General features: G+C 70.6%; 25 protein-coding genes and 1 pseudogene. 21 read left to right on the top strand and 5 right to left on the bottom strand.

Annotated elements, in window-relative coordinates; all coding sequences use genetic code 11:
• Window positions 1–123: 123 nt before the first annotated feature.
• The gene (locus ACIBHX_RS43005; RefSeq protein ID WP_397073583.1) at window positions 124–1,026 is read right to left on the bottom strand and encodes an EamA family transporter; all 903 of its coding nucleotides are present in this window, start codon (window positions 1,024–1,026) and stop codon (window positions 124–126) included.
• A 218-nt stretch (window positions 1,027–1,244) separates the two neighbouring features.
• On the opposite strand from ACIBHX_RS43005, the pseudogene ACIBHX_RS43000 reads away from it, so the two are divergent.
• A pseudogene (locus ACIBHX_RS43000) lies at window positions 1,245–2,126 on the top strand (MFS transporter); the annotation flags it as partial.
• 377 nt (window positions 2,127–2,503) lie between these two features.
• On the opposite strand, the gene ACIBHX_RS42995 reads toward ACIBHX_RS43000, so the two are convergent.
• A complete protein-coding gene (locus tag ACIBHX_RS42995; RefSeq protein ID WP_397073581.1) occupies window positions 2,504–3,271 on the bottom strand; it encodes an ABC transporter permease in 768 nt (255 codons plus the stop codon).
• A complete protein-coding gene (locus tag ACIBHX_RS42990) occupies window positions 3,268–4,176 on the bottom strand; it encodes an ABC transporter ATP-binding protein (RefSeq protein WP_397073580.1) in 909 nt (302 codons plus the stop codon). The genes ACIBHX_RS42995 and ACIBHX_RS42990 overlap by 4 nt, the downstream gene beginning before the upstream one ends.
• Window positions 4,177–4,314: 138 nt before the next feature.
• Here ACIBHX_RS42990 and ACIBHX_RS42985 point away from each other — a divergent pair, with 138 nt between their 5' ends.
• From ACIBHX_RS42985 to ACIBHX_RS42900, 18 genes are all read left to right on the top strand, one after another.
• Window positions 4,315–5,094: a VOC family protein gene (locus ACIBHX_RS42985; RefSeq protein WP_397073578.1), complete on the top strand. Its 780-nt coding sequence runs from the start codon at window positions 4,315–4,317 to the stop codon at window positions 5,092–5,094.
• 96 nt (window positions 5,095–5,190) lie between these two features.
• Window positions 5,191–6,399 (top strand): multidrug effflux MFS transporter, encoded by a 1,209-nt coding sequence (locus tag ACIBHX_RS42980; protein WP_397073576.1) that lies wholly within the window; start codon window positions 5,191–5,193, stop codon window positions 6,397–6,399.
• A gap of 82 nt (window positions 6,400–6,481) precedes the next feature.
• Window positions 6,482–7,174 (top strand): helix-turn-helix transcriptional regulator, encoded by a 693-nt coding sequence (locus ACIBHX_RS42975; RefSeq protein ID WP_397073575.1) that lies wholly within the window; start codon window positions 6,482–6,484, stop codon window positions 7,172–7,174.
• Window positions 7,171–8,583 (top strand): Fe-S cluster assembly protein SufB, encoded by a 1,413-nt coding sequence (gene sufB / locus ACIBHX_RS42970; RefSeq protein WP_397073574.1) that lies wholly within the window; start codon window positions 7,171–7,173, stop codon window positions 8,581–8,583. The genes ACIBHX_RS42975 and sufB overlap by 4 nt, the downstream gene beginning before the upstream one ends.
• Window positions 8,583–9,704 carry a Fe-S cluster assembly protein SufD gene (sufD, locus tag ACIBHX_RS42965; protein WP_397073572.1) on the top strand — a complete coding sequence of 374 codons (1,122 nt, stop codon included), beginning with the start codon at window positions 8,583–8,585 and terminating at the stop codon, window positions 9,702–9,704. Before sufB ends, sufD begins: the two co-directional genes overlap by 1 nt.
• Window positions 9,701–10,018, top strand: coding sequence for a Rieske (2Fe-2S) protein (locus tag ACIBHX_RS42960; RefSeq protein WP_397073570.1), 318 nt, complete (start codon window positions 9,701–9,703; stop codon window positions 10,016–10,018). Before sufD ends, ACIBHX_RS42960 begins: the two co-directional genes overlap by 4 nt.
• A complete protein-coding gene (sufC, locus tag ACIBHX_RS42955) occupies window positions 10,018–10,764 on the top strand; it encodes a Fe-S cluster assembly ATPase SufC (protein ID WP_397073569.1) in 747 nt (248 codons plus the stop codon). The genes ACIBHX_RS42960 and sufC overlap by 1 nt, the downstream gene beginning before the upstream one ends.
• Window positions 10,764–12,017, top strand: coding sequence for a cysteine desulfurase (locus tag ACIBHX_RS42950; RefSeq protein WP_397073567.1), 1,254 nt, complete (start codon window positions 10,764–10,766; stop codon window positions 12,015–12,017). The genes sufC and ACIBHX_RS42950 overlap by 1 nt, the downstream gene beginning before the upstream one ends.
• A gap of 2 nt (window positions 12,018–12,019) precedes the next feature.
• Window positions 12,020–12,457 carry a Fe-S cluster assembly sulfur transfer protein SufU gene (gene sufU, locus ACIBHX_RS42945; protein ID WP_397073565.1) on the top strand — a complete coding sequence of 146 codons (438 nt, stop codon included), beginning with the start codon at window positions 12,020–12,022 and terminating at the stop codon, window positions 12,455–12,457.
• Between the two features lie 64 nt (window positions 12,458–12,521).
• Window positions 12,522–12,884, top strand: coding sequence for a metal-sulfur cluster assembly factor (locus ACIBHX_RS42940; RefSeq protein ID WP_397073563.1), 363 nt, complete (start codon window positions 12,522–12,524; stop codon window positions 12,882–12,884).
• Window positions 12,885–13,107: 223 nt separating this feature from the next.
• Window positions 13,108–14,997 (top strand): DEAD/DEAH box helicase, encoded by a 1,890-nt coding sequence (locus tag ACIBHX_RS42935; protein ID WP_397073561.1) that lies wholly within the window; start codon window positions 13,108–13,110, stop codon window positions 14,995–14,997.
• 158 nt (window positions 14,998–15,155) lie between these two features.
• Window positions 15,156–15,419 (top strand): phosphoribosyl-ATP diphosphatase, encoded by a 264-nt coding sequence (locus ACIBHX_RS42930; protein WP_397073560.1) that lies wholly within the window; start codon window positions 15,156–15,158, stop codon window positions 15,417–15,419.
• Window positions 15,420–15,469: 50 nt separating this feature from the next.
• Window positions 15,470–16,318, top strand: a complete 849-nt coding sequence (gene hisG / locus ACIBHX_RS42925; RefSeq protein WP_397073558.1) for an ATP phosphoribosyltransferase — start codon at window positions 15,470–15,472, stop codon at window positions 16,316–16,318.
• Between the two features lie 43 nt (window positions 16,319–16,361).
• On the top strand, window positions 16,362–17,012 hold the full coding sequence (locus ACIBHX_RS42920) for a carbonic anhydrase (RefSeq protein ID WP_397073556.1): 651 nt from the start codon (window positions 16,362–16,364) through the stop codon (window positions 17,010–17,012).
• A gap of 69 nt (window positions 17,013–17,081) precedes the next feature.
• Complete coding sequence (locus ACIBHX_RS42915) at window positions 17,082–17,966, top strand: ATP-binding cassette domain-containing protein (protein WP_397073554.1); 885 nt, start codon at window positions 17,082–17,084, stop codon at window positions 17,964–17,966.
• Complete coding sequence (locus ACIBHX_RS42910; protein WP_397073552.1) at window positions 17,966–18,700, top strand: ABC transporter permease; 735 nt, start codon at window positions 17,966–17,968, stop codon at window positions 18,698–18,700. Before ACIBHX_RS42915 ends, ACIBHX_RS42910 begins: the two co-directional genes overlap by 1 nt.
• Window positions 18,697–19,836 (top strand): sensor histidine kinase, encoded by a 1,140-nt coding sequence (locus tag ACIBHX_RS42905; protein WP_397073550.1) that lies wholly within the window; start codon window positions 18,697–18,699, stop codon window positions 19,834–19,836. The genes ACIBHX_RS42910 and ACIBHX_RS42905 overlap by 4 nt, the downstream gene beginning before the upstream one ends.
• A complete protein-coding gene (locus ACIBHX_RS42900) occupies window positions 19,833–20,438 on the top strand; it encodes a response regulator (RefSeq protein WP_397073549.1) in 606 nt (201 codons plus the stop codon). Before ACIBHX_RS42905 ends, ACIBHX_RS42900 begins: the two co-directional genes overlap by 4 nt.
• A gap of 4 nt (window positions 20,439–20,442) precedes the next feature.
• Here the strand turns inward: ACIBHX_RS42900 and ACIBHX_RS42895 are convergent, their stop codons facing one another.
• Both ACIBHX_RS42895 and ACIBHX_RS42890 read right to left on the bottom strand, forming a co-directional pair.
• The gene (locus ACIBHX_RS42895) at window positions 20,443–21,729 is read right to left on the bottom strand and encodes an aminotransferase class V-fold PLP-dependent enzyme (protein ID WP_397073547.1); all 1,287 of its coding nucleotides are present in this window, start codon (window positions 21,727–21,729) and stop codon (window positions 20,443–20,445) included.
• A 14-nt stretch (window positions 21,730–21,743) separates the two neighbouring features.
• Entirely contained in the window at window positions 21,744–22,769 is a 1,026-nt protein-coding gene (locus ACIBHX_RS42890) for an EAL domain-containing protein (protein ID WP_397073545.1), read from the bottom strand.
• 531 nt (window positions 22,770–23,300) lie between these two features.
• On the opposite strand from ACIBHX_RS42890, the gene ACIBHX_RS42885 reads away from it, so the two are divergent.
• Both ACIBHX_RS42885 and ACIBHX_RS42880 read left to right on the top strand, forming a co-directional pair.
• On the top strand, window positions 23,301–23,945 hold the full coding sequence (locus tag ACIBHX_RS42885) for an acVLRF1 family peptidyl-tRNA hydrolase (RefSeq protein ID WP_397073543.1): 645 nt from the start codon (window positions 23,301–23,303) through the stop codon (window positions 23,943–23,945).
• 193 nt (window positions 23,946–24,138) lie between these two features.
• A complete protein-coding gene (locus tag ACIBHX_RS42880; protein WP_397073541.1) occupies window positions 24,139–25,737 on the top strand; it encodes an ABC-F family ATP-binding cassette domain-containing protein in 1,599 nt (532 codons plus the stop codon).
• Window positions 25,738–25,797: the final 60 nt, after the last annotated feature.

The following is a 25,797-nucleotide window of genomic DNA, read 5'->3' as shown; positions in this document are numbered from 1 at the left end:
GGAACCCACCCTCCGCCGGGGCCCTTCCGCGGCTCGGCCGCCCGCCCACTCCACAGGCCGAGCCGGAGTCGCCGCGCGCCCGAGGCCCCATCCTCCGGGCGCGCGGCGGCCGTATTTCCGGCGTCAGGAGCGCCGGCGGGTGGAGCCCAGGCTGGCGGCCACGATGCAGCACACCGCGGCCCACTGCTGCACGCCGAGGATCTCGCCGAGCACCAGCACGCCGATGAGCGCGGCCACGGCCGGCTCCAGGCTCATCAGGATGCCGAACACGTGCTTGGGCATGCGCCGCAGCGCCTGCAGCTCCAGGGAGTACGGGATCACCGACGACAGCAGGCCGACCCCGACCCCGATCAGCAGCAGGTGCGGCTGCAGGAGGTCGGACCCGCCGGTGGCGATGCCGACGGGGGCGATCAGCAGCGCCGACACGACCATCGCGAACGACAGGCCCTGCGTGCCGGGGAACCGCTTGCCCGCGGCCGACGACAGCAGGATGTAGGCCGCCCAGCAGGCCCCCGCCACCAGCGCGAACCCGATGCCGACCCAGCTCATCCCGGCCGACTGCCCCCACGGTGCCAGCAGCACCACGCCGAGCGCCGCTAGCCCCACCCACAGCAGGTCGAGCCGCCGCCGTGAGGCGGCGACCGCCACACCGAGCGGGCCGAGGAACTCGATCGCCACCGTGATGCCCAGCGGCTGCCGCGACAGCGCCTCGTAGAACGTCAGGTTCATCAGCGCCAGCACCGCGCCGAACGCCAGCCCCACCATCCAGTCGCGCCAGCCGAGCCCGCGCAGCCTGGGCCTGGCCACCGCCGCCATGATCGCGGCGCCCGCCGCGATCCGCACGAACACCACGGCGCTCGGCGGCAGCGTGCCGAACAACTCCTTGGCGAACCCGGCACCCAGCTGCACCGACAGGATCCCCAGGAACACCAGCGTGGAGGGCGGGATCGAGTTGGCGGCGGCACGCACCCCCTCGGGCACGCTCGGCCGGCGGTCGAAAGGTTCGTTCAACGCGAAGGCGGTCATCCAGGCTCCTCAGAGTGCACAGAGCTCCGAGAGTACAGACCCCGACCGACATAACCGGCTAAAGGGGGTAGCGATACACCCTGGATACCGGGACGGAGCGCCCGGATCATAGGGGGGTGACCGCGCTCGACCAGCCTCCCGCCATCCGGGTCCGCCCGCCGTACGCCCTGGCCGCCGCATCGTTCGCCAGCAGCTTCGACCGGTTCGCCGTCACCTCGATGCTGGTCCTCATCGCGGCCACGATGCACGCCCCGCTCGGGGCCGCGGTGGCGGCGGCCAGCGGATACTTCCTGGCCTACGGGCTCTCCCAGCCGCTGTGGGGCATCCTGTCCGACCGTTTCGGCAGGGTACGCCTGATGCGCCTGGCCCTGACCGGCGCGGCCGCCGCCGGGATCGCCTCGGCGCTGATGCCCGGCCTCGGCACGCTCGTCGCCGCGAGGATCGTCGCGGGCGCCTGCTTCGGCGCGATCATCCCGACGTCCCTGACCTACCTCGGCGACACCGTCGAGGCCTCGCTGCGTCAGCGCGCCCTGAGCGACCTCATGGGCTTCATGGCCCTGGGCACCGCCTCCGCGACCGCGCTCGGCGGCGTGCTGGCCGGCGCACTGAACTGGCGGATCGTCTTCGCCGTGCCCGCCGTCGCCGCGCTGGCCTGCTCCTACGGTCTGCGCGGGCTGCCCGAGCCGCCGCGCGCCGAGGTCGAGGGCCTGGCCGGGCACGTGCGCGCGGTGCTGGGCAACCGGTGGGCGCTGCTGGTGTTCGGGCTGGCCTTCGTCGAGGGCGCGGTCCTGCTGGGCACGATGGCCTTCCTGGCCGCCGCGCTCGAGCACCACGGCGTGGCCATCGCGGTCGCCGGCCCCGCCACCGCCGCCTACGGCGTGGGCGTCTGGCTCTTCTCCCGCCTGGTCAAGCGGCTGTCGCGGACCTGGCCGGGGTGGCTGCTCATCGCGGTCGGCGGCGCGCAGATGGTGCTCGGCTACGCCCTGGTCACGCTCGAGGTCAGCCTGGCCACGGTCGCCGTCACGGCGCTGCTGCTGGGCGGCGGCTGGTCGTTCATGCACTCCTCGCTGCAGACCTGGGCCACCTCGGTCGCGCCCCGGGCCAGGGGCACGGCCGTGGCCTTCTTCGCCGCCGCCCTGTTCGTCGGCAGCGCCGCCTCGTCCTGGGCGGCCGGCCCCGTCGCCGACCACGGCCCGCTACGCCCTGCTCTTCGGCCTGTCCGCCGCCGTCGCCATCCCCCTCACCGCCGTCGCCGCCCTCGCCAGAAAGCGGTACGGCAGTGTGATCTCCTGATTTTGTCGGCTGGGACGGCTAGAGTGGCCACGTCTCGCGATAGCCAAGCGGGGCATGCTGTACGGCCGCCGGGCGGGCGGTTGCTGCGCGGGAAGGGCTCGGGTTGCTGGGCCGGTGCACCGCGAACCGACAGGCCACCTTCGGGTGGTGCTGGAATCTTTGGCTACCCGGGCCGGAGAGGACGTCAATCCCAGCGGAAGAATCGGGACGCGAGTCCCAAGCTGAGCGCCGCCCAGGCGGCGAGGACCGCGACGGGCGCGAGTGGCAGGAACACGCCCGCGCCCAGAACGGCCCGCAGGCCGCCGGTGAGCGCCGAGATCGGCAGCAGCTCCAGCACCGACCGCATCCCCGGAGGGAACTTCGACAGCGGGAACACCACCCCGCCCAGCCCCAGCAGCACCAGGTAGACCAGGTTGGCGCCCGCCAGCGTGGCCTCGGCCCGCAGCGTGCCCGCCATCAGCAGCCCGAGCCCGCTGAAGGCCGCCGTGGCGAGCAGCACGAGCAGCAGCGCGCCCAGCGCCGAGCCGTGCGGATGCCAGCCGAGCGCCAGCGCCACGGCCACGATCACGACCACCTGCAGCAGCTCGACCGCCACCACGGCGGCGGTCTTGGCCAGCATCAGGCCCGGCCGCGACAGAGGCGTGGCGCCGAGCCGCTTGAGCACGCCGTAGCGCCGCTCGAACCCGGTCGCGATGGCCTGGCCGGTGAAGGCCGTCGACATGATGGCCAGCGCCAGCACCCCGGGCGCCAGGAAGTCGACCCGGCTGCCGCCGCCCACGTCCACCAGCGGGGCCAGCGAGAAGCCGATCAGCAGCATCACCGGGATGATGAGGGTCAGCAGCAGCTGCTCGCCGTTGCGCAGGATCGCGCGTACCTCGGCGCCGGCCTGCGCGAGCACCATGCGCGGGAAGGGCGCCGCCCCGGGCGAGGGAGTGAGGTCCAGCGTGGTCATCGCAGCTCCCTGCCCGTCAGCTCCAGGAAGACGTCCTCGAGGGTGCGCCGTTCGATGCGCAGGTCGTCGGCGGTCACGCCCTCGGCCGCGCACCAGGCGGTGACCGTCGCCAGCAACTCGGGGCCGACCTGCCCCTCGATGATGTAGTGGCCGGCGGGCGACTCCTTGGCCGCGCTGCCGTCGGGGAGCGCGTTGAGCAGCTCCTCCAGGGCCAGCGCGGGACGGGCGCGGAAGCGCAGTTGCCGCTCGGCGCCGGTCAGCGAAGCGGGGCTGCCCTCGGCCACCACCTGGCCCCTGTCGATGATCACCACCTGGTCGGCCAGGCGCTCGGCCTCCTCCATGTGGTGGGTGGTCAGCACCACCGACACCCCGGCCGTCCGCAGCTCGCCCACCAGCTCCCAGCAGGCGTGTCTGGCCTGCGGGTCGAGCCCGGCGGTCGGCTCGTCGAGGAAGACCAGCTCGGGCCGCCCGATCACGGCCGCCGCCAGCGACAGGCGCTGCTGCTGGCCTCCGGACAGGCGCCGGTAGGGGGTGCGGGCGTGATCGGCCAGGCCCAGCCGTACCAGCAGAGCCCGGGAGTCGAGCGGGTGGGCGTAGAAGCGGGAGACCAGGCGCAGCCACTCGGCGCAGCGCATCGCCGGCGGCACCCCGCCCGCCTGCAGCATCACGCCGACCCTGGGGCGCAGCGCGGGCAGGTCGGGCGGCTGCCCGAGCACCCGCACCGTGCCGCCGTCGGCCTTGCGGAACCCCTCGCAGATCTCGACCGTGGAGGTCTTGCCCGCGCCGTTCGGGCCCAGGATGGCGGTGACCGCGCCGCGTCCGGCCGACAGGGTCAGGCCGTCCACGGCGGTGGTGCCGCCGTAGCGCTTGACCAGATCGACGATCTGGACGGCAGGGGATTCCATGGCCACGAGTCTAGAGACCCCCTGGAGCGGTCTCCGACCTGGCCGGATATGGACAGCAATTGACCGCGTCGTTTCCCGGAATCTGGGCACAGGGAGTGAAAGTCTGAGGGGTAGGTCCACGTCAGAGGAGGGGTTGCAATGTCGCAACGCAGTGGATACGAACCCGGCGTACCTTGCTGGGTTGATCTGTCCAGCACCGACGTCGACGCGTCCCGCAGGTTCTACGGCGAGATCTTCGGCTGGCAGGCCGAGATGGTCGACGACCCCGCGGCGGGCGGATACGGCCAGTTCATCTACAACGGCAAGAAGGTCGCAGGAGTCGGGCCCACGATGGGTGAGGGCATGTCCTCGGCCTGGAACTCCTACATCGCCACCGCCGACGCCGCCGCCGTTGCCGACCGCGTCAAGAACTCCGGCGGCACCGTCGTGATGGAGCCCATGGCCATCTTCCAGGAGGGCAGCATGGCCGTCTTCCAGGGCCCCGACGGATCCTTCTGCTCCGTCTGGCAGGCCGGCAACCACCACGGCGCCGAGCTCGTCAACGAGCCGGGCTCCTTCTGCTGGAACGAGCTGGCCACGCGGGACATGAGCGCCGCCACGCGCTTCTACTCCGACGTCTTCGGCTGGACGCCCGCATCCCAGGACATGGGCGGCGGCATGACCTACACCGAATGGCACAACAACGGCAAGAGCGTCGCGGGCATGATGCCGATGTCGCCGAACTACCCCCAGAACGTCCCGTCGTTCTGGATGGTCTACTTCGCGGTCGCCGACCTCGACGACACCATCGCCAAGGCCCGGCGTCTCGGCGCGACCATCCTGGTCGACTCCATGGACGCGCCTCCCGGACGGTTCGGTGTGCTCCTCGACCCCCAGGGCGCCGCCCTCTCCGTCATCCAGCTCAACGAACCCGCATGAAATCACATGACAAATCGGGAATTAGGTTGACCTAATCCTGGTTAAGAACCCTCGGCCCTCGTGGGTCAGCCGCCTGCGAGGGAAGAGGGTTCACGCATGTCCGTGGTCGAAGCCGTACCCAAGGTGGGCCGCCGCGGACTGTTGCTGGTGATCCTGGGCGCGCTCAGCGCGATCGGCCCGCTGTCGATCGACATGTACCTGCCCGCGCTGCCCGCCATCACCGGCGAGATGCTCAGCGCCCCCGCCCAGGTCCAGCTCACGCTCACCGCCTGCCTCATCGGCGTCTCGGCCGGGCAGGTGATCGCCGGTCCCGTCAGCGACGTACGCGGGCGGCGCATCCCGCTCATCGTCGGCGTGGCCGGATATGCCCTGGCCTCCCTGCTGTGCGCCTTCGCCGCGAACGTCCCGATGCTGATCGTGTTCCGGCTGCTGCAGGGCCTGCTCGGCGGCGCAGCGCTGGTGCTCGTGCGCGCCATCGTCCGCGACCTGTACGACGGCGCCGCCATCGCCCGCATCTTCGCCACGCTGATGCTGGTCAGTGGCCTGGCCCCGATCCTGGCCCCCATCGCGGGCGCCCAGCTGCTCGCCGTCACCTCCTGGCGCGGCGTTTTCGTGGCGCTCAGCCTGGCCGGCCTGGCGCTGCTGCTGTTGGTCGTCACCGGGGTCCGCGAGACGCTGCCCGCCGGCCAGCGCGAGAGCGGCGGGCTCAGGCACACCGTGCTGACGTTCTGGCGCCTGCTGCGCGACCGGGCGTTCATGGCGTGCGCGCTGACCGCAGGGCTGGCCTTCGCGGCCATGTTCGCCTACATCTCCGGCTCGCCGTTCGTGCTGCAGGGGGTGTACGGCGCCTCGCCGCAGCAGTACTCCCTGATCTTCGGGCTGAACGCCCTGGGCCTGACCGTCATGGCGCAGGTCGGCGGCCGCCTGGCCGGGCGGGTGAACCCCCGGCGGCTGGTGTTCGCCGGGCTGGCCGTCGCGCTGACCGGGGCCGCCCTGCTCGTGCTGGCCGCCGCTGCCGGGCTCGGGCTGCTCGGCATCGTGGCCGGGCTCTTCGTGATCATGTGTGGCCAGGGATTGGTCCTGCCCGGCACGGGCGCGCTGGCGCTGGCCTCCCAGCCGCAGCAGGTGGCCGGCAGCGCCTCCGCCCTGCTGGGCGTGCTGCAGTTCGCGCTGGGCGCCGTCGCCGCCCCGCTGGTGGGCCTGGCCGGGGCCGGGACCGCGATGCCGATGGCCGCGGTGATGCTCGGGCTCGTGGTGGCCGCTGGACTGGCGTTCGTCCTGCTCGGTCACCGGGCTATTAGGTAAGGCTTGCCTGCGTGAGAAATTGCATTCCCCCTTTCTCCGGATCCGTTTGTGAAGAGGGAAGGAATTACGGCACACTGATGTTGTGAAAAACGTGACCCCATCGATCGAGCCAGGCAGCGAGCGCAGCACGCGCGCCCGCGTCGCCCGGCTGATCCTGGAGCACGGTCCCGTCACGGCGGCCTCGCTCGGTGAGCGGCTCGGGCTGACGCCCGCGGCCGTGCGCCGTCATCTTGACGCGTTGCTGGCCGACGGGATGATCGAGCCTCGCACGGTCCGGCCGCGCGGTCAGCGCGGGCGGGGGCGACCGGCCAAGCTGTTCGCCATCACCGACGCGGGGCGCAGTGCCTTCGTGCACGCCTATGACGGCCTGGCAGGCAGCGCGCTGCGCTTCCTGGCCGAGCGCATGGGCGAGGACGCGGTGGCCGAGTTCGCCCGTGCCCAGGTGGCAGACCTGGTCCGGCGGCTCGAGCCGATCATGCGCGATGTGCCGGAAGACCAGCGCACTCAGGTGCTGGCCGAGGCACTGTCGGCAGAGGGCTACGCGGCCAGCGCCAGCAAGGCGACGTCCGGCGGCGACCAGCTCTGCCAGCACCACTGCCCGGTGGCGCACGCGGCCGCGGAGTTCCCGCAGCTGTGTGAGGCCGAGACCGAGGCGTTCGCCCAGCTGCTCGGCACCCCCGTGCAGCGGCTGGCGACCATCGCACACGGTGACGGGGTGTGCACGACTCACGTCAGCCCCGTTCGGATAAGAGAGAGCAAGGAGACCGGAAGGTGACTGTCACCGACCGCCCGGAGCTGGAAGGCCTCGGGAATTACAAGTTCGGCTGGTCCGACTCTGACGCCGCGGGCGCCGCGGCCAAGCGTGGCCTGTCCGAAGAGGTCGTCCGCAACATCTCCGCGCTCAAGAACGAGCCGGAGTGGATGCTTGACCTGCGCCTGAAGGGTCTGCGCCTCTTCTCCAAGAAGCCGCTGCCGACGTGGGGCTCCGATCTGACCGGCATCGACTTCGACAACATCAAGTACTTCGTGCGCTCCACCGAGAAGCAGGCCGCTTCCTGGGACGAGCTGCCCGACGACATCAAGAACACCTACGACAAGCTCGGCATCCCCGAGGCGGAGAAGCAGCGCCTGATCGCCGGCGTGGCCGCCCAGTACGAGTCCGAGGTCGTCTACCACAAGATCCGTGAGGACCTCGAGGAGAAGGGTGTCATCTTCCTCGACACCGACACCGGCCTCAAGGAGCACCCGGAGCTCTTCAAGGAGTACTTCGGGTCGGTGATCCCGGTCGGCGACAACAAGTTCGCCTCGCTCAACTCCGCCGTGTGGTCGGGTGGCTCGTTCATCTACGTGCCGCCGAACATCGAGGTCGAGATCCCGCTGCAGGCCTACTTCCGGATCAACACCGAGAACATGGGCCAGTTCGAGCGGACCCTGATCATCGTGGACGAGAACTCCTACGTCCACTACGTCGAGGGCTGCACCGCGCCGATCTACTCCAGCGACTCGCTGCACAGCGCCGTCGTCGAGATCATCGTGAAGAAGAACGCCCGCTGCCGTTACACGACCATCCAGAACTGGTCGAACAACGTCTACAACCTGGTCACCAAGCGCGCCGTCGCCTACGAGGGCGCCACCATGGAGTGGATCGACGGCAACATCGGTTCCAAGGTCACGATGAAGTACCCGGCCGTCTACCTGATGGGCGAGCACGCCAAGGGCGAGACGCTGAGCGTCGCGTTCGCCGGCGAGGGCCAGCACCAGGACGCCGGTTCCAAGATGGTGCACCTGGCGCCGCACACCAGCTCCAGCGTGATCTCCAAGTCCGTCGCGCGCGGCGGCGGCCGTACCTCCTACCGCGGCCTGGTCCAGATCGAGGAGGGCGCCCACGGCTCCGCCTCGACCGTGAAGTGCGACGCGCTCCTGGTCGACCAGATCAGCCGCTCCGACACCTACCCCTACGTCGACGTCCGCGAGGACGACGTCAAGATGGGCCACGAGGCCACGGTCTCCAAGGTCAGCGAGGACCAGCTGTTCTACCTCATGAGCCGCGGGCTCAACGAGGACGAGGCGATGGCGATGATCGTGCGCGGCTTCGTCGAGCCGATCGCCCGCGAGCTTCCCATGGAGTACGCCCTCGAGCTGAACCGCCTGATCGAGCTGCAGATGGAAGGAGCCGTCGGCTGATGGGCCTGAACGAGAAGCCCCTGTCGACCCTGCACGAGAAGCAGTCCTACAACCTGGACGACTTCGAGGTGCCCGCCGGTCGCGAGGAGGCCTGGCGCTTCACGCCGCTGTCCCGCCTCAAGGGCCTGCACAACGGTACGGCTGCCGCCTCCGGCCACGTGGTCGTCGACGTCGACGCCGCCGCCGAGGTCACGGTGGAGACCGTGGGCCGCGACGACCCGCGCGTCGGCAAGGCCTACGTGCCCGCCGACCGGGTCAGCGCCCAGGCCTACAACAGCTTCGAGAAGGCCACGGTCCTCACCGTGCCCCGCGAGGCCGTCACCTCCAAGCCCACGATCGTCACGCTCACCGGTTCCGGAGACGGCGCGGCCTACGGCCACATCGTGGTGCGCGTCGAGCCCATGGCGGAGGCCGTGATCGTGCTCGACCACAAGGGCAGCGCGGTCTACGCCGACAACATCGAGTTCGTCGTCGGCGAGGGCGCCACCCTCAAGGTCGTCAGCCTGCAAGACTGGGACGACGACGCCGTGCACGTCTCCCACCACCACGCCCAGCTGGCCAAGGACGCAACGTTCCGCGGCTTCGTGGTGACCCTCGGCGGCGACCTGGTGCGGCTGTCGCCCAGCGTGTCCTACACCGCCCCCGGCGGCGACGCCGACCTGCTCGGCGTCTACTTCGCGGACGCGGGCCAGCACCTGGAGCACCGCCTGCTGGTCGACCACAGCACGCCCAACTGCAAGAGCAACGTGGACTACCGCGGCGCCCTGCAGGGCCAGGACGCCCACGCGGTCTGGATCGGCGACGTGATCATCCGCGTCGAGGCGGAGGGCACCGACACCTACGAGCTCAACCGCAACCTGATCCTGACCGACGGTGCCCGCGCCGACTCGGTGCCGAACCTGGAGATCCTCACCGGCGAGGTCGCCGGGGCGGGCCACGCCTCCGCCTCCGGCCGCCTCGACGACGAGCACATCTTCTACCTGCAGGCCCGCGGCATCCCCTACGACGAGGCCCGCCGCCTGGTCATCAGGGGCTTCCTCGGCCAGCTCATCGAGAAGATCCAGATCGAGGAGATCCGCGAGCGCGTGCTGACCGCGCTGGAAGCGGAGCTGGCCCGATGACCTACGAGAAGGTGTGCACGGTCGCCGACATCCCCGAGCTCGGCGTCATCGCCGTCGAGGTGGGGGAGACCCCGGTCGCGCTCGTGCGCAGGGGCGATGAGGTGTTCGCCCTGCATGACGTGTGCTCGCACGCCGAGGTTCGCCTCAGCGAGGGCGAGGTCTACGACGACACCCTCGAATGCTGGCTGCACGGCTCCTGCTTCGACATCCGCTCCGGCAAGCCGACCGGCCCGCCCGCCACCAAGCCCGTACCCGTCTACTCAGTGAAGATCGACGGCGACGACGTCCTCGTCTCGCTCTCGAAGGAGTCATAGTGAGCACGCTCGAAATCCGTGACCTCAAGGTCGCCGTCGAGGACAAGGAGATCCTGCGCGGCGTCAACCTGACCGTGAAGGCGGGGCAGACGCACGCCATCATGGGCCCGAACGGCTCGGGCAAGTCGACGCTCGCCTACGCCATCGCCGGTCACCCCAAGTACACGATCACCGGTGGCGAGGTGCTCCTCGACGGCGAGAACATCCTGGAGATGTCCGTCGACGAGCGCGCCCGCGCGGGCCTGTTCCTGGCCATGCAGTACCCGGTCGAGGTGCCCGGCGTCAGCGTCGCCAACTTCCTGCGCTCGGCCGTCACCGCGGTCCGCGGCGAGGCCCCCAAGCTGCGCGAGTTCAGCAAGGACCTGAAGAACGGCATGGACGCCCTGTCCATCGACACCGCCTTCGCCCAGCGCAACCTCAACGAGGGCTTCTCCGGCGGTGAGAAGAAGCGCCACGAGATCCTCCAGCTCGAGCTGCTCAAGCCGAAGATCGCGGTGCTCGACGAGACCGACTCCGGCCTCGACGTGGACGCGCTGCGCGTGGTCTCCGAGGGCGTCAACCGCTTCCGCGCCCAGGGCGACACCGGCGTGCTGCTGATCACGCACTACACCCGCATCCTGCGCTACGTGAAGCCGGACTTCGTGCACGTCTTCGCCGGCGGCCGCATCGTCGAGGAGGGCGGCCCCGAGCTGGCCGACAAGCTCGAGGCCGAGGGATACGAGGCTTACACGAAGGCGTTGGCGTAATGAGCGGCGCACTCGACGTTGAGAGGATCAGGAAGGACTTTCCTGTCCTCTCTCGCGAGCTGCCCGGCGGGCGCCCGCTGGTCTACCTGGACTCCGGTAACTCCTCGCAGAAGCCCACGCAGGTCATCGAGACCATGCGCGAGCACCTGGCCATGCACTACAGCAACGTCGGCCGGGCCATGCACGTGCTGGGCAGCGAGTCCACCGAGGCCTACGAGAGCGCCCGCGACAAGATCGCGGCGTTCGTGGGGGCACCCTCGCGCGACGAGGTGATCTTCACCAAGAACGCCTCCGAGGCGCTCAACCTGGTCGCCTACGCCTTCGGCAACCCCGTCAACGAGGACCCCCGCTTCCGGCTCGGCCCGGGTGACGAGATCGTCATCTCCGAGATGGAGCACCACTCCAACATCGTGCCGTGGCAGCTGCTCGTGCAGCGCACCGGCGCGACGCTGAAGTGGTTCGGCGTCACCGACGAGGGCCGCCTGGACCTCACGGGCGGCGTCATCACCGAGCGCACCAAGATCGTGTCGGTCGCGCACCAGTCCAACGTCCTGGGCACCGTCAACCCGGTCGCCGAGGTCGTGCGCAGGGCCCGCGAGGTCGGCGCGCTGGTCATGCTGGACGCCTCCCAGGCGGTCCCGCACCACCCGGTGAACGTGGCCGGGCTCGACGTCGACTTCGTGGCCTTCACCGGCCACAAGATGGTCGGCCCGTCCGGCATCGGCGTGCTGTGGGGACGCCGCGAGCTGCTCGACGCCATGCCTCCGTTCCTGGGCGGCGGCGAGATGATCGAGGCGGTCTGGATGGACCACTCGACCTACGCGCCGGTCCCGCACAAGTTCGAGGCGGGTACGCCGCCGATCGTCGAGGCCATCGGGCTCGGCGCGGCCGTCGACTACCTCACCAGTGTGGGCATGGAGGCGATCGAGGCGCACGAGCGGGAGCTGACGGCCTACGCGCTCGAGGCGCTCAAGGCCGTGCCCACGCTGCGCGTCATCGGGCCCGAGACGCTCGACGACCGCGGCAGCACCGTGTCGTTCACGCTGGAGGGGATCCACCCGCACGACGTGGGCCAGATCCTGGACGACGAGTTCGGCGTCGCCGTACGCGTCGGTCACCACTGCGCCAGGCCGCTGCACCTGCGCTTCGGAATACCCGCGACCACGCGGGCGTCGTTCTACCTGTACAACACCACGGGCGAGATCGACGCCCTGGTTCGCGGGCTCCACCACGTCCAGAAGGTCTTCGGATAGACATGATCGGCGAGTCGATGTACCAGGAGCTGATCCTGGAGCACTACAAGCACCCGCAGGGGCGGGGGCTGCGCGAGCCGTACGACGCCGAGGTTCACCACGTGAACCCCACATGCGGTGACGAGATCACCATGCGCGTGAAGGTCGGCGAGGGCGGCAAGATCGAGGACGTGTCCTACGACGGCCAGGGCTGCTCGATCAGCCAGGCGGCCGCGTCGGTGCTCTACGAACTGGCCGAGGGCTCGACCGTGGAGCAGACGCTGTCGGTGGTCGACGAGTTCACCCGCCTGATGCAGGGCAGGGGGAAGGTCGCGGCCGACGAGGAGATCCTGGGCGACGCGGTGGCCTTTGCCGGAGTGGCGAAGTTCCCGGCTAGGGTGAAATGTGCGCTGCTGTCCTGGATGGCCTACAAAGACGCTGTGGTGAGGAGTGCTCCGTGAGCGAGCGCAGCGAGAGAACAATCAGACACTGCATGAGCCTCATTGGGCCGACGAAGGAGGCGCAATGAGCAAGCCTGTGGAGACGCCCACTGGGACCTACGACGGTGACATCTCCCTCGAGGAGGTCATGGAGGCGTTGAAGGACGTCGTCGACCCCGAGCTCGGCATCAACGTCGTCGACCTGGGCCTGGTCTACGGCCTCAACCTCGACCCGGCCGATGGCGGCCAGCCCGTCGCCACCATCGACATGACGCTGACCAGCGCCGCCTGCCCGCTCACCGACGTGATCGAGGACCAGGCACACTCCGCGCTCGACGGCATGGTCTCCGACGTGAAGATCAACTGGGTGTGGCTCCCGCCGTGGGGCCCCGACAAGATCACCGACGATGGGCGCGAGCAGCTCCGTATGCTAGGGTTCAACGTCTGATCTTTTCCGCTGGTACGGCTGGCGCTCACGTCAGCCTTTTCAGCGTGTCAGGCCTCGGGGGGAATACATGGTGTCTTCCCCTGTGTTGATACCACGTGCACCGGACGCCTCCTGCGCAGGCGTGTGCACCGATTTTTCCGGTACGGCCCCCGCCGTACATCGCGGCTCGTCCTTTCGCAGAAGTGACGTGCCACTTCGACTGAAAGGCACGAAGTTCGTGACCATGCTTGACGCTGCCCTGCCCGAAACCATCCAGGAGCCGGGTCCGTCCGAATTCGAGCTGCTCGGCCTGCCCAAGCCGCTCGTCAGCGGACTGGCCAGGCAGGGCATCGACAGCCCCTTCCCCATCCAGACCGCCACCATCCCCGACGTGCTGGCCGGCAACGACGTGCTCGGCCGCGGCCAGACCGGGTCCGGCAAGACGCTCGCCTTCGGGCTGCCCACCATGGCCCGCCTCGCCGGTGCCCGGCCCGCCCCGGGCCGGCCCCGCGCCATGATCCTCGTTCCCACCCGTGAGCTGGCCCTGCAGGTGCACGACGCCCTCGAGCCCCTCGGGCGCGGCCTGGGCCTGCGCATGAAGGTCGTCGTCGGCGGCATGTCCATGGGCAAGCAGATCGAGGCGCTGCGCCGCGGCGTCGACCTGGTCATCGCCACCCCCGGCCGGCTGGGCGACCTGATCAGGCAGGGCGAGTGCTCGCTGGCGGACGTCGAGGTCAGCGTCCTCGACGAGGCCGACCACATGTGCGACCTCGGCTTCTTCCCCGTCGTGACCGACCTGCTCGCGCAGACCTCGCCCGACGGGCAGCGGCTGCTGTTCTCGGCCACGCTCGACGGCGACGTCGACAAGCTGGTCCAGCGCTTCCTCAAGAACCCGATCACGCACTCCGTGGCGCCCGCGACCTCCCCGGTCGACACGATGGAGCACCACGTGCTGCAGGTGACGCGCGACGACAAGTTCGACGTCGCCGCCGCCATCGCCAACCGCGAGGGGCGCACGATCATCTTCGTCCGCACCCAGCACGGCGTCGACCGCCTGTGCAAGCAGCTGGCCAGGGTCGGCGTCAAGTCCGGCGGCCTGCATGGCGGCAAGCGGCAGAACCAGCGCACCCGCATCCTGGCGGAGTTCCGCGAGGGCTCCGTCAACGTGCTCGTGTGCACCGACGTGGCCGCGCGCGGCATCCACGTCGACAACATCTCGCTGGTCCTGCACGTCGACCCGCCGCAGGACCACAAGAGCTACCTGCACCGCGGTGGCCGTACGGCGCGCGCCGGCGAGAAGGGCACCGTGGTCACGCTCGTGCTGCCCAACGAGCGGCGCTCCACCGACCAGCTCACGCGGCGGGCGGGCATCCACCCGTTCCGCCTCAAGGCCACGTCGGACCACCCCCGCCTGGCCGAGGTGACCGGCGCCCGCACGCCTTCTGGCGAGTCGATCCCGGTCTGGGAGCCGGACGTGCGCAAGCCGCTGCGCCCGCGCCGCGAGGGCGGTCACGGCCCGTCCGAGCGTCGCGGCCGCCGCCCGCGCCGTGACTTCGACGGTGAGCGTCGTCCCTACCGTGACTTCGACGGGGAGCACCGTCCCCGGCGGGAACACGACGGTGAGAACCGCCCGCCCCGCGACTTCGACGCCGACCGCCGCCCGCGCCGCGACTTCGACGGTGACCGGCGGCCCCGCCGCCACGACGGAGCGCCGTCCGGCGCGAACGACCGTGGCCCGCGCGACGGCTTCCGTGCCGACGAGCGGCCCCGCGGTGGCTTCGGCGACGACCGCGGCCCGCGCGGCGGGTTCCGCGGGGACGATCGCGGTGACCGGCGTCCCTTCACCGCCGACCGGGGTGACCGTGGACGGCCGTTCTCGGGCGAGCGCCGTGACGGCGTCCGTTCGGACGAGCGCCCCCGTTCGAACGGCTTCCGTTCGGACGACCGTCCTCGCACGAACGGCTTCCGTTCGGACGACCGTCCGCGTACGAACGGCGTCCGTTCGGACGACCGTCCCCGTTCCAACGGCTTCCGTTCGGACGACCGTGGCTCCAGGGGCGGCTACCGCTCGGACGACCGCGGTTCCCGTGGTGGCTACCGCTCGGACGACAGCGGCCGCCGCTTCGGCCGCTGACCCACGGCCCCACCGGGGCCTGCCATGCCACGACTGCCCGCCGTACCCGACAAGAGGTACGGCGGGCAGTGGCGCACCGGGGGGTACCCGGCTGGCGGCGCGGGAGCCGGGGGGCGACTAGGCTTGTCACGCATGCCGGCCGAACGACGAGAGAGACCATGAAGACCTTCGAAGAGCTGTACGCCGAGCTGTCCGAGAAGGCGCGCACGCGGCCCGCGGGGTCGGGCACCGTGGCCGCGCTGGATGCAGGCGTCCATGCCATCGGCAAGAAGGTCGTCGAGGAGGCCGCCGAGAGCTGGATGGCCGCCGAGCACGAGACCAACGACAGGGCCGCCGAGGAGATCTCGCAGCTGCTCTACCACGTGCAGGTCCTCATGGTCGCCAAGGGCATCGGGCTGGACGAGGTCTACAAGCATCTCTAGGGCGCCCAGCGCCCACCCCACGAAGTCACGACATTTCCGACGAGACAGGGATGAAAGAGATGCTCCGTCTGGCAGTACCCAACAAGGGCGCCCTGAGCGATGCCGCCCAGACCATGCTCAAGGAGGCCGGCTACCGGTCCCGCAAGGACAGCAAGGAACTCGTCGTCGTCGACGAGGAGAACGGCTGTGAGCTGTTCTTCCTGCGCCCCCGCGACATCGCCGTCTACGTCGGCGAGGGCACGCTCGACGCCGGCATCACCGGCCGCGACATGCTGGTCGACTCAGGCGCGCCGGTCGAGGAGATCATGCCGCTCGGCTTCGGCGGCTCCACCTTCCGCCTGGCCGCCCCCCGCGAGACCGCCATGGCCTCGGTCAAGGACCTGGAAGGCCTGCGCGTCGCCACCTCGTACGCCGGGCTGCTCGGCAAGTACCTGGCCGACAGCGGGGTGGACGCGCGCGTCATCAAGCTCGACGGCGCCGTGGAGACCGCGATCCGGCTGGGTGTGGCCGACGCGGTGGCCGACGTCGTCGAGACCGGCACCACGCTGCGCAACGTCGGCCTGGAGGTGTTCGGCGAGCCGATCATGTACTCCGAGGCCGTGCTGATCAGGCGCAACGAGCCGTCGGGGCTGGACCAGCTGGTGCGCCGCCTGCAGGGCGTCATCCACGCCCGCGACTACGTGATGATGGACTACGACATCCGCGCCGAGCGCATCGAGGAGGCCACCGCGCTGGCCCCCGGCATGGAGGGGCCGACGGTCTCCCCGCTGCACCGCGAGGGCTGGGTCGCCGTGCGCGTCATGGTGCCGCGCAAGGGCCACCAGCAGGTGATGGACCAGCTCTGGGAGATCGGCGCAAGGGCCATTCTGGTCACCGATATCTACGCCTGCCGCGTGTGAGTACTGTCCGCTAGGTCACGAATGCGGCGGGCATAACGTAGCCGTGCGTGACGAGCTGCTTGCCCGCCGTGGTCTCCTCTTCAGTGCCGCACTGATCACCGGCTCCGCGCTCACCGGAGCCGCCGTCCTGTCCGACTCCCGCCCCGTCTCGGCCGCCCAGGCCTGGGCCGCGCTGCGCGACGGCAACCGGCGCTGGGCGGGCGGCGGCGCCCGCCGCCCCCGCCTGGACCCCGACCGGCGCCGCCAGGTGGCCACCGGCCAGTCGCCGTACGCCGTCGTGCTGTCGTGCATCGACTCCCGGGTGCCGCCCGAGGCCGTCTTCGACGCGGGCCTGGGCGACCTGCTCGTGGTCCGTACGGCGGGCCACACCACCGACCCGCTGGTGACCGCCGCCGTGCAGTACGGCCCCCAGGATCTGCGGGCACCGCTGGTCGTCGTGCTCGGCCACCAGCGCTGCGGCGCGGTCACCGCGGCCGCCACCGCGCTGCGGGAGGGCACCACGCTGCCGGGGGAGCTGCAGCGGATCGTGGAGGCGCTGCGCCCCGTCTACACCGACGACGTCGAGGAGATGATCAAGGCGAGCACCGTGCACACGGTCGCCCGGCTGCGCTCGGACCCGCTGCTGCGCGGCAGGACCGCGGTGATCGGCGCCTACTACAGCCTCGACAGCGGCCTGGTGACCCGGGTGGCCTGACAAATGTCACAGTGAACCCCGGATGGACGGCACTAAGCGATCGCGATCATCGCCCCTAGCGTCTATTCCATGAACGCCATCGTGTTCGACCGCGTCAGCAAGAACTACGGGGACGTGCTTGCCGTCGACGGTCTCTCCCTCTCCATCGAGCCCGGCAAGACCGTGGCCCTGCTCGGCCCCAACGGCGCAGGGAAGTCCACCTCCATCAACATGCTGCTCGGGCTGCTGCGCCCCGCCAAGGGCGCCATCAGCGTGTTCGGGCACACCCCCGACCAGGCCGTGGCCGCCGGCGAGATGGGCGCCATGCTGCAGAGCGGTCAGCTCATCCCCGAGCTGTCGGTCCAGGAGCTGATCGAGCTGGTCCGCCGGCTCTATCCCAACCCCCTGCCGCTGGAGGACATCCTCAAGCTGGCCGACCTCACCGACCTGGTCAAGCGCCGCGCCAACAAGCTGTCGGGCGGGCAGACCCAGCGCGTCAGGTTCGCGTTGGCCATCGCGGGTGCGCCGCGGGTCCTGGTGCTCGACGAGCCGACCGCCGCCATGGACGTGGAGTCGCGGCTGCGCTTCTGGGAGAGCATGCGCGCCTACGCCGCCGAGGGCAGGACCGTGCTGTTCGCCACGCACTACCTGGAGGAGGCCGACGAGTACTCCGACCGGGTCATCGTCATCGCCAGGGGCGTCGTGGTCGCCGACGGCACCGCCACCGAGATCAAGGCCGGAGTCGGCGGGAACACGGTCCGCTTCACCCTCGGCGATCAGGCGGCGGCCGGGCTCGACCTGCTGCCCGGCGTCACCGCCGTGGAGCTCACCGGCGGGGTCGCCACGCTGCGCACCTCCGACACCGACGCCACCGTCGCCGCCCTCTACCGCGGCACCACCCTCGACGTTCGCGGCCTGCAGCTCGGCGGCGCCGACCTCGAGGACGCCTTCCTCGCCCTCACCCGGGAGTCCTGATGCTCTACTACGCCAAGACCGAGGCGCTGCGCATGCTGCGCAACCGCCGCTACATCATCTTCGTCATCGCCTTCCCCGTCGTGTTCTACCTGATCAACGCCAACATCTACGGCCAGCAGAAGACCGACGGCGGCGTGACCGTGGCCACCTACCTGCTGGTGTCGATGGCCGCGTACGGCGCGCTTGCCTCGTCGATGATGAGCTCGGCGGTGCCGTGGGCGCAGGAGCGCCAGTCGGGCTGGCTGCGCCAGCTGCAGATCACGCCGCTGCCCAGCTGGGCCATCATCGTGACCAAGCTGGGCACCGCGCTGCTGCTCGTGCTGCCGTCGCTGCTGCTGGTCAGCCTGGCCGCGGTGCTGCAGCAGGGCGTGTCCATGCCGGTGAGCCGCTGGGTGCCGCTGCTGCTCGCGCTGTGGATCGGCGCCATCCCGTTCATCGCGGTGGGGCTGACCATCGGCTCGCTGTTCGGCCCCGACGCCGCCCAGCCCGCCTCGATGATCTGCATGTTCGCCCTGGCGCTGCTCGGCGGGCTGTGGTTCCCGGTGGACGTGATCGGCGGCACGATGAAGTCCATCGCCCACCTGATGCCGTCCTACCACTACGCCAACCTGGGCTGGACCATCATCGCCGGCGGCGGCGTCCCCATGACCGACCTGCTCATCGTGCTCGGGTGGGCCGTCGTGCTCGGCGGCGTGGCGACCTACGCCTACCGGCGGGCTACTGTTCGGGCATGAGCTTCGCAGACAAGCTGACCTTCGGCGGTGCGGACGGCGTTCCCAACCGCCGCAGGCGGCTGTTCGGCGTCTCGATCGGGCTGGTCTACGTGCTGTTCCCGATCAGCTCGCTGCTGTCGGGCCAGGTCACGGGCGTCAAGGCGGTGTGGGGGGCGCTGTCGATCGTGGCGTTCCTGGTCAGCTACATCGCCACCACGCTCAGCCCGCGAACCTTCTACGAGCGCGGCAGGTGGACCTACCAGCTGCTGGGCGTCACCACGGCCATCGCGGTGGTCTCCGCGCTGGTCTTCGGCGACACGTGGCTGACGCTGCCCGTCTTCACCGTGGTGCTCTACAGCTTCACCCTCCAGCCGCGCGGGGCGCTGGTGGGCATGGTCGGGATGCTGGCCGCGGTGATCGCCGCCGGACTGCTGTCAGCGTCCGAACCCGGCGAGATCGTCATCTTCGGCGTCCAGGTGGTCACGCTCGGCCTGCTGTTCATTGGCGTGCGCAACACCCGGGTGCTGGCCCAGCAACTGCGCGACGCGCAGGGCGAGGTGGCCAGGCTGGCCGCCGCCGACGAGCGGCTGCGCATCGCCCGCGACCTGCACGACCTGCTCGGCCACAGTCTGTCGCTGATCGTGCTGAAGAGCGAGCTGGCGGGCCGCCTGGCGGAAGACTCGCCCACGGTGCTGCGCGAGGTACGCGACATCGAGTCGGTGGCCAGGCAGGCGCTGGTCGAGGTCCGCGAGGCCGTCACCGGCTACCGCCAGCGCAGCCTGCCGGAGGAGCTGGACAACGCCCGCGCGGTGCTGCGCGCCGCGGGCGTCGAACCCCACGTCAAGGTCTCGGGCACGCCGCTGCCCGACCTGCTCGACGGTCTGCTGGGCTGGGCCGTGCGCGAGGGCGTCACCAACGTCGTACGGCACGCCGGGGCGAAACGGTGCGAGATCGAGGTGACGTACGACGGAAAAGCCGCCACCCTGGAGATCATGGACGACGGACGCGGCGCAGAGCCGCGGCAGCCGGGCAGCGGGCTGTCCGGCCTCAGCGAACGGGTACTGGGCGCGGGCGGCTCGGTGACGGCGGGCCGCGCCCCGAAGGGCGGCTTCGCGCTGAAGGTGCGGGTGCCGGCGTGCGTGGAGGCGCCCGCGTGATCAGAGTCGTGCTGGCCGAGGACCAGGGAATGGTCCGCGGCGCTCTCGCCTCGCTGCTCGGCCTGGAGCCCGACATCGAGGTCGTCGGGGAGGCCGCCAACGGCGAGGAGGCGGTCGCCGTCGTCCTCAGGCAGGGGCCGGACATCGCGCTGCTCGACATCGAGATGCCGGTGCTGGACGGCATCGGCGCGGCGGCCAGGATCGCGGCGGAGGCGCCCGGGTGCCGGGTGATGATCCTGACCACGTTCGGCAGGCCCGGCTACCTGCGCAACGCGATGGAGGCCGGCGCGGTGGCCTTCCTGGTCAAGGACAGCCCGGCACGGGACCTGGCCGCGGCCATCCGGCGGGTGCACGCGGGGGAGCGGGTCATCGACCCAGCCCTGGCCGCGGCGGCGCTGAGCGCCGGGCCCAACCCGCTGTCGGTCCGCGAGCGCGACGTGCTGGCCGCCGCCGCCGACGGCTCGACCATCGGCGACATCGCCAGGAAACTGCACCTGTCGGAGGGCACGGTGCGCAACTACCTGTCGTCGGCCATCCAGAAGACGCACGCCCGCAACAGGATCGCCGCCGTGCAGCGCGCCCAGTCCCAGGGCTGGCTCTAGCGGCTCAGGTGAGCGCGGCCACGGCCTTGACCGCCTGGTCGACCTGCTCGGGCGTGGTGACGATGCTGGTACCGAAGCGCAGGAGCGACTGGCTGTAGGGCGTCGAGCTGGCCACGATCCCGGCCTGGCGCAGGCGGTCGACGGCTTCGAAGGGGTTCAGCCCGTCGACCGCGCAGCACACCACGCCCGCCGACAGCTCGGGGGCGAGGGGGGTAGCGAGTTGGACGTTCGCCAGCCCCGACAGCCCCTGTTTGAGCCGGGTGGCCAGCTCCTGGGTGCGCTGCTGGACGCGGCCGGCGCCGATGGCCGCGTGGAAGGCGAAGGCCTCCGGCATCGCCCAGCGGTGCTCGAACGCCTTGAACCCGCCCGGCGTGACCAGCTCCGCGGTCGTGGCCTTGGGCGGCGTGCCCAGCTGCCAGGACTCGAACGACGCCTGACCGAAGCTGGTGATCACCGGGGACAGCGCCTCCCAGGCCCTGCCCCACAGGATGCCGGTGCCACGCGGCCCGAACAGCCACTTGTGCGCGCCGCTGGCCAGGAAGTCGCAGCCGAGCTCGTCCACCTGGTCGGCCATGGCGCCGAACCCGTGCACGCCGTCCACGCACAGCAGCGCCCTGTCGCGCTCGTCGCGGCCCTTGTTGGCCTCGGCGAGCATGTCGGCGATGGCCCTGATCGGCAGCCGGACCCCGGTGCTCGAGTGCACCCAGGTCACCGCCACCACCCGGGTGCGCGGCCGCAGCCCGGCCTTCAGGCTGGACACGATCCGGTCGGCCGAGGACCGCGCCGGGTCGTCGTAGAGCCTGACCCGGCGCACGCGCGCCCCCGTGCGCTCGGCCAGCAGCCGCAGCCCCTCGTGGGTGGCCAGGAAGTCGTGCTCGGTGGTCAGCACGTCCTGGCCCGGCAGCAGCCTCATCCCGGAGTAGAGCAGGCCCAGGCCCATCGTGGTGCTGTCGGTGAGCGCCACGTCCTGCTCGCGCGCGCCCAGGTGCCGCGCGGCGGCCTGCCGTACCGTCGCATCGGGGTTGTCCTGGCCGGGCGGGAGGTATTCGGGGTCGGCGTCCAGCGCCGCCCTGTGCCGCGCGATGGCCGTCCTGACTGGCGCGGGGGCAGGGGCCAGCACGAACGCCGCGAACTGGGCGAGCTTCGGATCGAGCGCGAACTGCGCCCGCACCGAGTCCCACGCGCGCGGATCGAACGACGGAGACGGCGCGGGCGCGGGGGTGGCGGAGGTGCACGCGGCCACTCCTGCCAGCACCCCCGCGCCGAGCAGCGCCCTTCTGTTCAGCTGCATGATCTGTTCATAACTCAGCCGCGCATCGCCGACACCTGTCTGATCAGATCGGATACGCGGACGATGCCCAGGCACCGGTTGAGCTCGTCGGTCACCACCAGATCGTCGTAGACGCGGCCGGTGTCGCGGCCGGCCGCCTGCATGGCCGCCACCGCCGGGGTCGTGCGTGGAACGGTCCGCGGCGGATCGGCCAGGCGCCTGGCGGGCTTGGTGCCGTGCAGCGCGTGCCCGTAGCGGGCGGCGAACGACAGCAGGAAGCGGGAGCGATCCAGGCTGCCCTTGGGCCGCTGGTACTCATCCACCAGGATCACGCTGGTGATGGTGGGCTCGTTCCCGAAGGCGGCCATCGCCTCCTCGGCGTTGGCCTGCTCCGGCAGCGTCACCGCGGGCAGCAGCAGCTCCTGCACCCGCGGGCCCAGCATGATCGCGGCAGGCGACTCGTCGGGCGTGGGCAGCGGCACCCGCACCCGGCCGTCGGGGCCCGGCGTCAGCAGCGGCCCGCTCGCCATCCGCACGCCCCAGCCGCGCAGCACGGACAGCTGGGCCTCACGCTCGACGCCGTTGGCCAGCGCGTGCGCGCCCAGCCCGCGCGCCAGCGCCACGACGGACCTGGTCACCGCGCCGGCACGGTGGTCGCCGGGGAGCCGGTCGACCAGCTCGGGCGACAGCGCCAGCAGGTACGGCGCGGCGTCGGCGACCTGGTCGAGCGGGACGCTGCCCGCCCCCACGCCGCCGAAGGCCAGCAGGTAGCCGATCGTCCGCAGGCCGTCCAGGCCCACCTTGAGCAGCTGCCGCTCGCCGGGCCCGCAGGAGCCGGTGATCAGCAGGGTGACGTCGCGCGGATGCCGTCCGGCGCGCCGCACCGTCTCGTGCAGCGGCGCCAGCGACCCGGCCCCCGAGAGCACGACTCCGACGGGCAGCTCCAGCATCAGCGGGAGGCGTACCGAGGGGAGGTTTCCCTCGGCATCCACGGCCACGTGCAGTGCGATGACCGCCCCGGTGTCGAGATCTATCACGGGGCCGGTGAGCAGGGAAGACACGAGGCGATGATGGAGTTTCCGCTATTTCGGCGAAACCCCTGAGAGCCGAAGTTCACACATATTTCCCACGAAGTTGGGGGGAATCCCGTTCGGTTCATCCGCGTCCTGTCAAGTCCTGTTACGGCAGGCCTTACTTCGGCTGGGCCCCGACCTTGGATGGTCCGACAGGCCTCACTTCGGCTGGCGTCCCGACCTTTGCCGGCCGCACTTCGGCTGGGGTGCCGGCCTTTGCAGGTACGGCAGGCCACCCCACCGGCCGCCCGCCGCACTTCGGCCGGGGGCCCGCGTCCGGCGATTCCGGCGAGTCGGCGCCGCTTCCCGCCGCCACGGCGCACGGAACCCGCCGGGGTGGGGGCGGGACCCGGGCCGGACAGGGGTGGGTTTGGACGCGCCGTAACGGCGGGGACCCGTGTGCCCGAATGGCGTGGATGTGACAGGCGGGCACGGGCGGCGGCGGGGAGCGGGTGGGGCGGCTTGCCGTACATTCGTCAAGGACCTGACAGGGAGTCGGGAACACGACAGGGAGGACAGGTGGCGCGGGAGGCCAAGGGCGGCGGGCGGTGGGTGGAGGTCGCGCCCGAGCGGCTGCACCGATGGATCGACGGGTTCGCCGAGCGGCACGGGCCCTTCGAGGCCACCGGAGACCCGCTACAGGTCCGGCTCGTGGCGGCCGACGGGGCCGTGGCCGAGATGAGCGTGCCGTTCCCGCCGATGGAGAGCGGCCCGCCGTACATTTCCCGATTTGTCGCCCATGCCCGGGCGGACAGGGACATAGGCGTCGTCCTGGTCCGTCAGGGAGGCTATGCCGCGGGCGTGTTCCACGGGGCCGAGCTGGTCGCCTCCAAGGTGGGCTCCCGCCTGGTCCAGAGCAGGACGGCGGCCGGCGGCTGGTCGCAGCAGCGCTTCGCCAGGCGGCGCCGCAACCAGGCCGCGCAGGCCTTCGAGAGCGCCGCCCAGACCGCCGTCCGGGTGCTCTCCCCGCACCTGGACAGCCTGACGGCGGTGGTGTTCGGCGGAGATCACAGGGCCGTCGACGCCCTGCGTGCCGACCGGTCGATGGCCCCGCTGTTCGCCCTGGAGTCCGAGCCCTTCCTGGTGGTGCCCGACCCCCGGCTGGCCGTCCTCAAGGACACGCCCCGGCTGTTCAGGGCCGTCAGGATCCGGATACTGGACTGAAGTCCGCCGATGAACGTCTTCGCCTGCCGTCCGGCCGAACTGCCCGCCGAGGTCTCCGCTCAGCCGTCGCTGATGCTTGACAGAATGGGCGCGCGGGATTATTAGCGGCCGAGTCGGCCGTTAATCCTTAGACTGATCGGCGCCGGCAAGCCGTCGAGCCCCCAATCACTGTAGCCAGGAGTGCTCCATCCCCATGATCATTGCCAGTGACATCGAGCTGCGCGCGGGCTCGCGGCTGCTGATCGAGAAGGCCACCTTCCGCGTCAACCCCGGCGACAAGGTCGGCCTGGTCGGCCGCAACGGCGCGGGCAAGACCACCCTCACCAAGGTCCTGGCCGGCGAGGGCCTGCCGGCCGGCGGCGCCGTCACCACCAGTGGCAGCGTCGGCTACCTGCCGCAGGACCCGCGCACCGGCGACCTGCAGGTGCTGGCCCGCGACCGCATCCTGTCGGCCCGCGGGCTTGACGAGGTGCTGCGCAAGCTGCGCGCCGCCGAGCTCGGCATGACCTCCGCCGACGAGCGCACCCGCGAGAAGGCCGTCAGGCAGTACGGCAGGCTCGACGACCAGATGCACGTCCTGGGCGGCTACTCCGCCGAGGCCGAGGCGGCCTCCATCGCCTCCAGCCTCGGGCTGCCCGACCGGGTGCTCGGGCAGCCGCTGGAAACCCTGTCCGGCGGGCAGCGCAGGCGCGTGGAATTGGCCCGCATTCTTTTCAGCGGTGCGGAAACTCTCCTACTTGACGAGCCGACAAACCACCTTGATGCGGACTCAATCGGGTGGCTTCGTGATTTTTTGCGATCTCATCAGGGCGGCTTGGTGATCATCAGTCACGATGTTGGCCTTCTTGAAGCGACGGTCAACAAGGTCCTGCACCTGGACGCCAACCGCTGCGTGATCGATCACTACAACGTCGGCTGGAAGGCCTATCTCGCCCAGCGCGAGACCGACGAGAAGCGCAGAAAGCGCGAGCGCGCCAATGCCGAGAAGCAGGCCGGCGCGCTGCTGGCGCAGGCCGACAAGATGCGCGCCAAGGCCACCAAGGCCAAGGCCGCGCAGGACATGATGCGCCGCGCCAACCGGCTGCTGTCCGGCACCGAGGAGGAGCGCAAGTCCGACAAGGTGGCCAAGCTGCGCTTCCCTGACCCGCTGCCGTGCGGCCGCACTCCGCTGATGGCGCAGGGCCTGTCCAAGTCCTACGGCTCGCTGGAGGTCTTCACCGACGTCGACGTGGCCATCGACCGCGGCCACCGGGTGGTCATCCTCGGGCTCAACGGCGCGGGCAAGACCACGCTGCTGCGCGTGCTCGGAGGGGTCGAGACACCCGACACGGGAGAGGTCAGGCCAGGTCACGGCCTCAAGGTCGGCTACTACGCGCAGGAGCACGAGACCCTGGACGCCGACCGCACGCTGCTGGAGAACATGCGTTCGGCCGGAGGCGAGTTCACCGACACCGAACTGCGCAAGGTGCTCGGCTCGTTCCTGTTCACCGGCGACGACGTGGACAAGCCCGCGGGGGTCCTGTCGGGCGGCGAGAAGACCCGGCTCGCACTGGCGATCCTGGTGCTGTCAAGTGCGAACGTACTCCTGCTCGATGAGCCCACGAACAACCTCGATCCGATCAGCCGCGAGCAGGTTCTGAACGCTCTGAGGACCTATTCAGGAGCAATCGTCCTGGTCACGCACGACGAGGGTGCCGTTGATGCCCTTTCACCGGATAGGGTGATCTTGCTACCTGACGGAACTGAAGACGCATGGAGCGACGAATTTTCCGATCTTGTGGCACTTGCCTGATCTTAATTTGAGTGGGTACGGATCTTTTCCCGTGGAGTAGGTAGCCGATCCCGCTGAAAT

The sequence above is a fragment of the Nonomuraea sp. NPDC050536 genome (assembly GCF_044457685.1).
GTDB lineage: Bacteria > Actinomycetota > Actinomycetes > Streptosporangiales > Streptosporangiaceae > Nonomuraea.
This window is presented reverse-complemented; position numbering and strand designations above follow the sequence as displayed.